Annotated in this window: 4 protein-coding genes; 2 read left to right on the top strand and 2 right to left on the bottom strand. The window is 38.5% G+C overall.

Going from position 1 to position 3,461, the window contains the following annotated elements; translation table 11 throughout:
* Window positions 1-303: DNA/RNA non-specific endonuclease (locus PHP90_RS13725; protein WP_299931030.1), on the bottom strand; the 303-nt coding region annotated here is incomplete at its 3' end.
* Between the two features lie 164 nt (window positions 304-467).
* Here PHP90_RS13725 and PHP90_RS13720 point away from each other — a divergent pair.
* Together PHP90_RS13720 and PHP90_RS13715 are read left to right on the top strand one after the other, a co-directional pair.
* The gene (locus PHP90_RS13720) at window positions 468-932 is read left to right on the top strand and encodes a glycine zipper 2TM domain-containing protein (protein ID WP_299931028.1); all 465 of its coding nucleotides are present in this window, start codon (window positions 468-470) and stop codon (window positions 930-932) included.
* A gap of 339 nt (window positions 933-1,271) precedes the next feature.
* Window positions 1,272-1,670, top strand: coding sequence for a rhodanese-like domain-containing protein (locus PHP90_RS13715; protein WP_299931026.1), 399 nt, complete (start codon window positions 1,272-1,274; stop codon window positions 1,668-1,670).
* 232 nt (window positions 1,671-1,902) lie between these two features.
* Here PHP90_RS13715 and PHP90_RS13710 read toward each other — a convergent pair.
* Window positions 1,903-3,461: type II toxin-antitoxin system HipA family toxin (locus PHP90_RS13710; protein ID WP_299931024.1), on the bottom strand; the 1,559-nt coding region annotated here is incomplete at its 5' end.

Here is a 3,461-nt window from a genome sequence, read left to right as displayed (position 1 = left end):
GGAAAGTTCCGCACGATCATCCGCACTTAATCTATCTTCTGCATGAAAATCGTTAGAACGCCCTACTTTGATATTTAGTTTGGCACAATAAAGATGTTCTGCGCTCCATAATGGGGTACGTGAAAGTCCTGAGTGCATCACTGCAAATTCGGAGTAGCAAAGCTCTTTGGTTTTAGGTGTGAGTTTGGTATTTAGGATATCGGGGGCGGTATTACCGTAATAGATACCGTTGCATTGGGTTGGAGCGGCATTCAATACCCCTGCGAATAAGATGAGTGAGTAAAAAGCATTCTTTAGATTCATTGGATGGGTTCCTTATAAAACGCTATTGTAGCATTGTAAACGAAACACTGATGGAAAAATAGACGACCTGTGGAATGGATCACCTTTTATTGAATTGATCCGCTTCACAATAACTTCACAACGCTTCTTTATACTTTTACTAATTTATATTCGAGGAAAACATTATGAAAAAGATTCTTATTGCAATAGCTTTAACTGCTTCTGCATCACTCTTCGCACAAGACAACATGGGCGGAATTGTTGGAGGAGTAATTGGTGGAGTTATCGGAAATCAATTCGGGCATGGAGATGGCAAAGTGGCGGCAACAATCGCAGGTGCAGCTGTGGGAACTATGATCGGAAGTAATAATCAATCTAATGAGCGTTACGATTCTAATGATGGGTATGCCGATACCTATCCGGCTCAACGTGTTGTTTATACTTCACCGCAACAAGTTACGTATGTACCTACGCAGGTTGTCTATACTCAGCAGCGTGTCGTCTACGCTGATCCAAGACCTGTTATCTATTATGGATGGAATAACCGTGGTGATGACCGGCATGAATACCGTGAACATCATCGTGATCATGATGACGACCGATGGGATCGTGATCGTTACGAACATAATCATTGGGATCGCCGGTGGTAATACAAAAAGTACTGGCATGACACAAAAATACCAGATACTTTCTTATCTAATCACGATAGATTAAATGATTCTTTCTAACGGAAATAAAGTGTTTTCCATACACTATTCCCTGCCTTAGATTTAACCAATAAAAAGCAATCAAACGATATACGGAAAATAAAGAAATAATATTTTTCGACATGAAGGATAAGTCTCTAAATACTCTCAACAAAAGCGAATATCTCATAATACTGCATTCGTCTTTGTAGATTAATCCCCAATATTATGCATGTAGCATTATGTTAGACACTTGACTATCAGCATGATGCGATAAAATGGCAAAAAAAATTGGAGCTTTTTATGCCTGCTGAAATCATTACTTGGGTTATTCCATCTTCTATCGTTTTTCTCTTTATTGCTTATTCCAAAGGATGGATACTTGCAAATTTCAAATCGACTGTTCCTTCAGAAGCATCTGAGCTTTTAAAAAACAGCAAAGAAGTTTTTCTTTTAGATGTTCGAACCGACAATGAATTTTCTCAAGAACGGATCAAAGGAGCTACGCTAATCCCTCTACATGTTTTATCGGAAAGTCTTTCGAAGCTTAATAAAGTAAAAAATAAAACCATCATCGTCTATTGTCGAAGCGGCAACAGAAGTGTCGGTGCCTCACGCATTTTGGCAAAAAACGGATTTAAGCCCCTCAATCTTAAAGGTGGGATTAACTTATGGAAGCAGCAGGGGTTTAGCGTCGTTTGATTATAAGCGCCCTGTCGTTTCATATCAACATATTTGAGAAATTCTTCTAATCTATTTAAGGCTAAAAGTCACGTATGACTCCTATTACTTCTATGCAGAAAGTGTAATAATTATTGCAGATTATTTTACTGCTACAATAAGCCTATTTACAGTATTTTAAAGCAATAAACAAAGAAGTTTTAAAATATTAATGCGGATATGTTTGCGCATTTAAACAATCCTTTGTCTAAAACTATTTAACCACCTCTTTTTCCAACACATCCATCGCTGTATACATTCCAAGTCGCCCAAGGTTGTTAAACAATTCTTGAGTAATCCCTCCGGCATAAAGCCCTAGTTTATCGATCACTTTCTCTTCGTTCTTCATCCCTACAATTTCACTGATCCCAGCAGTTGTTATATAAGCTTTCAGTCCAAGCTGTTTGTAATACTCCAACTCGATCAGTTTTTGAACCCGCTCATGATGATTCTTTTCAAGCACATCTGCAAATTCAACGCATTTTGAAACGACCATTACAGCTTCACCCTCTTTGGGTCTTATTTTCTTATGATAGTAAGGCAACGATCCTATGGAACGTACTTTTTCGATGTATTCGGGAAAAGCAAAGGTGTATTGATGAAGTATCTTGCTAAATCCCTCTTTGACCAAACTCTTTCTCACATTTAACCGTTTTGCCAATTCCATAAAATCGCCCAGTCGGATATTATTTTGTTTACCACATACGGGAAGATGGCTCTCATATCCGTATGCATTATCATAAAATCCGGTAGCGGCAATATCATAAAGCGGCGAAGCAAAATATTTGCCGCGATCATTAATGATGGAGAGATTTTTCGTATGCATGTCTTCATGCATAATGACATAGGAGTAAAAAAAATACTCCAACATCCGAATTTTTTCTTGCTCCTGCACTAAGACCGTCTCAATGGCTGTAAACATTTTTTCTGCGGTCGTTTGATACTTCGTATCGCTATCCAATCCCATAATCGAAGAGACTTCATCCATGGCATACCGAAACCCTTTGTAGCGGTTGAAGTATTTGATGATGTAGTGAAACTCACCCTCCGGTTTATCTCTACAGATTGCCGTATACGGTACATCAAATCCGAGCTTCTCACGAGCAAATGACATATACAGATGTTCATTCACCGCCAAATGAGGGAAGTAGTGTCCGTTGGAAGGATCAGCTTTGTATTTATTGTAGGGTTTCATAAAATACGAAGCAATCTCGCCGTCTTGGTTTTGAGAAATGATCTTTTTCTTATGATCGATGCTCACTTTGAGTTTATGCTGATATCCTGATAACGACATCACTTTGATCTTTTCGATTTGCTGTTCGTTTAAATCACTTTTGGGAAAAAGCATCTCTTCTTCCAAGTCAACTCTATATGGGAGTATGTTTGGAAAGGGGATATACTCTTTTAATATTTCCTCTTTAGCTAACAAGTAAGAGAAATACCCTGCCCTCCTCCCTGGAAATGTCATCGTGGTACGGCTAAAGATGATATCGGCGGTATCGGTGTTGAGATACTCAAAAAGATAAAATTCTGTAGGTGTCTTGCTCTTTCTCTCTAAAATCTCTTTATCCACCCCTTCAGGTAAAAGGGCTTCAATCGCCGGAAACAGTGATGCTGATCGATATATCTTCGTATCTAAAGGAAGAGTCGTCGAAAGGGGCTCACTAAAATCGTCTTGAACGTATGCATTACTATAGGCAAAAAGATAATACCCCTTGGTAAAACCCAAATAACCGATCAACGTTTTATTCATATAGATAAAATAGAACTCCT

The organism is Sulfuricurvum sp. (genome assembly GCF_028712165.1).
Lineage (GTDB): Bacteria > Campylobacterota > Campylobacteria > Campylobacterales > Sulfurimonadaceae > Sulfuricurvum.
Note: the sequence above shows the minus strand (reverse complement) of the source record. Positions and strands in the feature narration are given on the sequence as shown.

Excerpts from the sequence above, each read along its gene's own strand:
- PHP90_RS13715 (WP_299931026.1), top strand. The coding sequence starts at position 1,272 with ATGCCTGCTGAAATCATTACTTGGGTTATTCCATCTTCTATCGTTTTT.
- PHP90_RS13720 (WP_299931028.1), top strand. The coding sequence starts at position 468 with ATGAAAAAGATTCTTATTGCAATAGCTTTAACTGCTTCTGCATCACTC.